Source organism: Parablautia muri (genome assembly GCF_009917485.1).
GTDB lineage: Bacteria > Bacillota > Clostridia > Lachnospirales > Lachnospiraceae > Suilimivivens > Suilimivivens muri.
In genome coordinates this window covers 1-6,483 of the sequence record NZ_QZDT01000098.1, presented here as the reverse complement: position 1 = coordinate 6,483, position 6,483 = coordinate 1, and the positions used below count along the sequence as shown (strand labels likewise).

The window sequence follows — 6,483 nt, the reverse complement described above, 5'->3', positions numbered from 1 at the left end:
GGAGAAAGCTATGAAGACAAAGAGGCTGATCTTCGGTGAGACCGAATTCGGTCTCAACCTAAAACATTATCCAGAACGGGAGTGCGCCTTGAGCGACACGAATTATGCAGTGATTTACGACCTGCACAGCCATACCACAGCTTCCGATGGCTGCCTGACGCCAGAAGCATTGGTGCACCGTGCAGTCGATAAGCCCGGATCAGCTTGCAATTCGCGCGCGAAGGCGAAGCGGCATTTACGTTGACACCATCGAATGGTGCAAAACCTTTCGCGGTATGGCATGATAGCGCCCGGAAGAGAGTCAATTCAGGGTGGTGAATGTGAAACCAGTAACGTTATACGATGTCGCAGAGTATGCCGGTGTCTCTTATCAGACCGTTTCCCGCGTGGTGAACCAGGCCAGCCACGTTTCTGCGAAAACGCGGGAAAAAGTGGAAGCGGCGATGGCGGAGCTGAATTACATTCCCAACCGCGTGGCACAACAACTGGCGGGCAAACAGTCGTTGCTGATTGGCGTTGCCACCTCCAGTCTGGCCCTGCACGCGCCGTCGCAAATTGTCGCGGCGATTAAATCTCGCGCCGATCAACTGGGTGCCAGCGTGGTGGTGTCGATGGTAGAACGAAGCGGCGTCGAAGCCTGTAAAGCGGCGGTGCACAATCTTCTCGCGCAACGCGTCAGTGGGCTGATCATTAACTATCCGCTGGATGACCAGGATGCCATTGCTGTGGAAGCTGCCTGCACTAATGTTCCGGCGTTATTTCTTGATGTCTCTGACCAGACACCCATCAACAGTATTATTTTCTCCCATGAAGACGGTACGCGACTGGGCGTGGAGCATCTGGTCGCATTGGGTCACCAGCAAATCGCGCTGTTAGCGGGCCCATTAAGTTCTGTCTCGGCGCGTCTGCGTCTGGCTGGCTGGCATAAATATCTCACTCGCAATCAAATTCAGCCGATAGCGGAACGGGAAGGCGACTGGAGTGCCATGTCCGGTTTTCAACAAACCATGCAAATGCTGAATGAGGGCATCGTTCCCACTGCGATGCTGGTTGCCAACGATCAGATGGCGCTGGGCGCAATGCGCGCCATTACCGAGTCCGGGCTGCGCGTTGGTGCGGATATCTCGGTAGTGGGATACGACGATACCGAAGACAGCTCATGTTATATCCCGCCGTTAACCACCATCAAACAGGATTTTCGCCTGCTGGGGCAAACCAGCGTGGACCGCTTGCTGCAACTCTCTCAGGGCCAGGCGGTGAAGGGCAATCAGCTGTTGCCCGTCTCACTGGTGAAAAGAAAAACCACCCTGGCGCCGGGGATCAGCCCCGGATGCTTTGGATACGGTCTATGAGCTGGCAGCGTATTTGACCGATCCGGACACCTGGGATAATGTGTGGATTTTGTCGGATCAGCTTGAGTAGGACAAATCCGCCGAGCTTCGACGAGATTTTCAGGAGCTAAGGAAGCTAAAATGGAGAAAAAATCACTGGATATACCACCGTTGATATATCCCAATGGCATCGTAAAGAACATTTTGAGGCATTTCAGTCAGTTGCTCAATGTACCTATAACCAGACCGTTCAGCTGGATATTACGGCCTTTTTAAAGACCGTAAAGAAAAATAAGCACAAGTTTTATCCGGCCTTTATTCACATTCTTGCCCGCCTGATGAATGCTCATCCGGAGTTACGTATGGCAATGAAAGACGGTGAGCTGGTGATATGGGATAGTGTTCACCCTTGTTACACCGTTTTCCATGAGCAAACTGAAACGTTTTCATCGCTCTGGAGTGAATACCACGACGATTTCCGGCAGTTTCTACACATATATTCGCAAGATGTGGCGTGTTACGGTGAAAACCTGGCCTATTTCCCTAAAGGGTTTATTGAGAATATGTTTTTCGTCTCAGCCAATCCCTGGGTGAGTTTCACCAGTTTTGATTTAAACGTGGCCAATATGGACAACTTCTTCGCCCCCGTTTTCACCATGGGCAAATATTATACGCAAGGCGACAAGGTGCTGATGCCGCTGGCGATTCAGGTTCATCATGCCGTTTGTGATGGCTTCCATGTCGGCAGAATGCTTAATGAATTACAACAGTACTGCGATGAGTGGCAGGGCGGGGCGTAATTTTTTTAAGGCAGTTATTGGTGCCCTTCGAAATGACCGACCAAGCGACGCCCAACCTGCCATCACGAGATTTCGATTCCACCGCCGCCTTCTATGAAAGGTTGGGCTTCGGAATCGTTTTCCGGGACGCCAACAACAAGACCCATCATAGTTTGCCCCCGCGACATTGACCATAAATTCATCGCACAAAATATCGAACGGGGTTTATGCCGCTTTTAGTGGGTGCGAAGAATAGTCTGCTCATTACCCGCGAACACCGCCGCATTCAGATCACGCTTAGTAGCGTCCCCATGAGTAGGCAGAACCGCGTCCAAGTCCACATCATCCATAACGATCATGCACGGGGTGGAATCCACACCCAGACTTGCCAGCACCTCATTAGCGACACGTTGCGCAGCGGCCACGTCCTTAGCCTTATCCACGCAATCGAGAACGTACTGCCTAACCGCGAAATCAGACTGAATCAGTTTCCAATCATCGGGCTTCACCAAAGCAACAGCAACGCGGGTTGATTCGACCCGTTCCGGTGCTTCCAGACCGGCGAGCTTGTACAGTTCTTCTTCCATTTCACGACGTACATCAGCGTCTATGTAATCAATGCCCAAAGCACGCTTAGCCCCACGTGACCAGGACGAACGCAGGTTTTTAGAACCAACCTCATACTCACGCCACCGAGCCACCAAAACAGCGTCCATATCCTCGCCGGCGTCGCTTTGATCGGCCAACATATCCAACATCTGAAACGGCGTGTACGACCCCTTAGACGCGGTTTTAGTAGCGGAGCCAGTCAGTTCCTGAGACATGCCCTTAGCGAGGTAGGTTGCCATTTTCGCAGCGTCTCCACCCCAGGTAGACACCTGATCAAGTTTGACCCCGTGCTCACGCAGTGGCGCGTCCATACCGGCCTTAACCACACCAGCAGACCAGCGGGAAAACATGGAATCCTCAAACGCCTTGAGTTCATCGTCAGACAGTGGACGATCCAAGAACAACAGCATGTTGCGGTGCAAGTGCCAACCGTTCGCCCAAGAGTCTGTGACCTCATAGTCACTATAGGTGTGCTCCACCCCGTACCGTGCACGTTCTTTCTTCCACTGAGATGTTTTCACCATCGAAGAGTACGCAGTCTTAATACCCGCTTCAACCTGCGCAAATGACTGTGAGCGGTTGTGTCGAACAGTGCCCACAAACATCATGAGCGCGCCACCCGCCGCCAAGTGATTCTTAGTAGCAATAGCCAGCTCAATGCGGCGTTCGCCCATGACTTCCAATTCAGCCAGAGGTGACCCCCAGCGAGAGTGAGAGTTTTGCAGACCCTCAAACTGCGAAGCACCGTTAGACGACCAGGACACCGCAACAGCTTCGTCCCTGCGCCACCTATGGCACCCCGCCAGAGCCTTACTATTGGTGATCTTGTACATGACGTTTTGCCTACGCCACGCCCTAGCGCGAGTGACCTTAGAACCCTCATTGACCTGCGGTTCCTTAGAGGTGTTCACTTCTATTTCAGTGTTACCTAGACCCGATGTTGTGCGGGGTTGCGCAGTGCGAGTTTGTGCGGGTGTTGTGCCCGTTGTCTTAGCTAGTGCTATGGTTGTCAATTGAAACCCCTTCGGGTTATGTGGCCCCCGTGCATATGAGTTGGTAGCTCGCACGGGGGTTTGTCTTGTCTAGGGACTATTAATTTTTAGTGGTGTTTGGTGGCCGCCTAGCTTGGCTATGCGTGCCAGCTTACCCGTACTCAATGTTAAAGATTTGCATCGACATGGGAGGGTTACGTGTCCGATACCTAGGGGGGGTATCCGCGACTAGGTGCCCCGGTGCTCACTGTCTGTACCGGCGGGGCAAGCCCCACACCCCGCATGGACAGGGTGGCTCCGCCCCCTGCACCCCCAGCAATCTGCATGTACATGTTTTACACATTAGCACGACATGACTGCATGTGCATGCACTGCATGCAGACTAGGTAAATATGAGTATGTACGACAAGTAACAGGAGCACTGCACATAATGAATGAGTTGCAGGACAATGTTTGCTACGCATGCGCATGACATATCGCAGGAAAGCTACTAGAGTCTTAAAGCATGGCAACCAAGGCACAGCTAGAACAGCAACTACAAGAAGCTCAACAGGCACTACAGGCGCAGCAAGCGCAGGCACAAGCCACCATCGAAGCACTAGAAGCGCAGGCAAAGGCTAAGCCCGTCGTGGTCACCGCACGCGTTCCTTTGGCACTACGTGAGGACATGAAGCGCGCAGGCATGCAGAACGGTGAAAACCTCCAAGAGTTCATGATCGCCGCGTTTACCGAGCGGCTAGAAAAGCTCACCACCACCGACAACGAGGAAAACAATGTCTAACCCACTAGTTATCTTTGCCCACCGTGACCCGGTAAATGACGTGACGTTCGAGTGCATTGAGCACGCCACCTACGACACACTTTCACACGCTAAAGACCAGATCACCGCCCAAATGCAAGCCCTAGACGAAGAAGCCGCCCTACTGCCCTAATGGGTGTTTCATGGGTGTTTCCCTAGTGTTTCATGGTGTTTTCACCTAAGCTAGGGAATTGCGCGAGAAGTCTCGCAAAAATCAGCAACCCCCGGAACCACACAGTTCACGGGGGTTCTTCTATGCCAGAAATCAGAAAGGGGAACCAGTGAACGACCCCGAATGGCTGGATGATCCTCCAGCGCGGGGATCTCATGCTGGAGTTCTTCGCCCACCCCAAAAGGATCTAGGTGAAGATCCTTTTTGATAATCTCATGACCAAAATCCCTTAACGTGAGTTTTCGTTCCACTGAGCGTCAGACCCCGTAGAAAAGATCAAAGGATCTTCTTGAGATCCTTTTTTTCTGCGCGTAATCTGCTGCTTGCAAACAAAAAAACCACCGCTACCAGCGGTGGTTTGTTTGCCGGATCAAGAGCTACCAACTCTTTTTCCGAAGGTAACTGGCTTCAGCAGAGCGCAGATACCAAATACTGTTCTTCTAGTGTAGCCGTAGTTAGGCCACCACTTCAAGAACTCTGTAGCACCGCCTACATACCTCGCTCTGCTAATCCTGTTACCAGTGGCTGCTGCCAGTGGCGATAAGTCGTGTCTTACCGGGTTGGACTCAAGACGATAGTTACCGGATAAGGCGCAGCGGTCGGGCTGAACGGGGGGTTCGTGCACACAGCCCAGCTTGGAGCGAACGACCTACACCGAACTGAGATACCTACAGCGTGAGCTATGAGAAAGCGCCACGCTTCCCGAAGGGAGAAAGGCGGACAGGTATCCGGTAAGCGGCAGGGTCGGAACAGGAGAGCGCACGAGGGAGCTTCCAGGGGGAAACGCCTGGTATCTTTATAGTCCTGTCGGGTTTCGCCACCTCTGACTTGAGCGTCGATTTTTGTGATGCTCGTCAGGGGGGCGGAGCCTATGGAAAAACGCCAGCAACGCGGCCTTTTTACGGTTCCTGGCCTTTTGCTGGCCTTTTGCTCACATGTTCTTTCCTGCGTTATCCCCTGATTCTGTGGATAACCGTATTACCGCCTTTGAGTGAGCTGATACCGCTCGCCGCAGCCGAACGACCGAGCGCAGCGAGTCAGTGAGCGAGGAAGCAAAAGTGCTCATCATTGGAAAACGTTCTTCGGGGCGAAAACTCTCAAGGATCTTACCGCTGTTGAGATCCAGTTCGATGTAACCCACTCGTGCACCCAACTGATCTTCAGCATCTTTTACTTTCACCAGCGTTTCTGGGTGAGCAAAAACAGGAAGGCAAAATGCCGCAAAAAAGGGAATAAGGGCGACACGGAAATGTTGAATACTCATACTCTTCCTTTTTCAATATTATTGAAGCATTTATCAGGGTTATTGTCTCATGAGCGGATACATATTTGAATGTATTTAGAAAAATAAACAAAAGAGTTTGTAGAAACGCAAAAAGGCCATCCGTCAGGATGGCCTTCTGCTTAATTTGATGCCTGGCAGTTTATGGCGGGCGTCCTGCCCGCCACCCTCCGGGCCGTTGCTTCGCAACGTTCAAATCCGCTCCCGGCGGATTTGTCCTACTCAGGAGAGCGTTCACCGACAAACAACAGATAAAACGAAAGGCCCAGTCTTTCGACTGAGCCTTTCGTTTTATTTGATGCCTGGCAGTTCCCTACTCTCGCATGGGGAGCACCCACACTACCATCGGCGCTACGGCGTTTCACTTCTGAGTTCGGCATGGGGTCAGGTGGGACCACCGCGCTACTGCCGCCAGGCAAATTCTGTTTTATCAGACCGCTTCTGCGTTCTGATTTAATCTGTATCAGGCTGAAAATCTTCTCTCATCCGCCAAAACAGCCAAGCTTCGGTGAGACCTCA

5 protein-coding genes, 1 rRNA gene and 1 pseudogene are annotated in these 6,483 nt (G+C 52.2%); 4 read left to right on the top strand and 3 right to left on the bottom strand.

What is annotated here, in order from left to right; genetic code table 11:
- From D5281_RS26780 to catA, 3 genes are all read left to right on the top strand, one after another.
- On the top strand, positions 1 to 244 hold a 244-nt coding region (locus tag D5281_RS26780), incomplete at its 5' end, for a hypothetical protein (protein ID WP_408637312.1).
- Positions 245 to 320: 76 nt separating this feature from the next.
- Positions 321 to 1,352, top strand: a complete 1,032-nt coding sequence (lacI, locus tag D5281_RS23730; RefSeq protein ID WP_006286298.1) for a DNA-binding transcriptional repressor LacI — start codon at positions 321 to 323, stop codon at positions 1,350 to 1,352.
- 131 nt (positions 1,353 to 1,483) lie between these two features.
- Positions 1,484 to 2,131, top strand: coding sequence for a type A chloramphenicol O-acetyltransferase (catA, locus tag D5281_RS23725; RefSeq protein ID WP_330585301.1), 648 nt, complete (start codon positions 1,484 to 1,486; stop codon positions 2,129 to 2,131).
- 215 nt (positions 2,132 to 2,346) lie between these two features.
- Here the strand turns inward: catA and D5281_RS23715 are convergent, their stop codons facing one another.
- On the bottom strand, positions 2,347 to 3,552 hold the full coding sequence (locus D5281_RS23715) for a hypothetical protein (RefSeq protein ID WP_012262099.1): 1,206 nt from the start codon (positions 3,550 to 3,552) through the stop codon (positions 2,347 to 2,349).
- A gap of 664 nt (positions 3,553 to 4,216) precedes the next feature.
- On the opposite strand from D5281_RS23715, the gene D5281_RS23710 reads away from it, so the two are divergent.
- Positions 4,217 to 4,492 carry a hypothetical protein gene (locus D5281_RS23710; RefSeq protein ID WP_006286293.1) on the top strand — a complete coding sequence of 92 codons (276 nt, stop codon included), beginning with the start codon at positions 4,217 to 4,219 and terminating at the stop codon, positions 4,490 to 4,492.
- 1,208 nt (positions 4,493 to 5,700) lie between these two features.
- On the opposite strand, the pseudogene D5281_RS23705 reads toward D5281_RS23710, so the two are convergent.
- Both D5281_RS23705 and rrf read right to left on the bottom strand, forming a co-directional pair.
- A pseudogene (locus D5281_RS23705) lies at positions 5,701 to 5,946 on the bottom strand (hypothetical protein); the annotation flags it as partial.
- 318 nt (positions 5,947 to 6,264) lie between these two features.
- Positions 6,265 to 6,380: ribosomal RNA gene (gene rrf, locus D5281_RS23700) — 5S ribosomal RNA — on the bottom strand.
- Between the last annotated feature and the right edge of the window lie 103 nt (positions 6,381 to 6,483).

Bases quoted from the DNA above. Each gene is read 5' to 3' on its own strand.
- D5281_RS23715 (WP_012262099.1), bottom strand. From the start codon at position 3,552: ATGTACAAGATCACCAATAGTAAGGCTCTGGCGGGGTGCCATAGGTGG.
- D5281_RS23710 (WP_006286293.1), top strand. From the start codon at position 4,217: ATGGCAACCAAGGCACAGCTAGAACAGCAACTACAAGAAGCTCAACAG.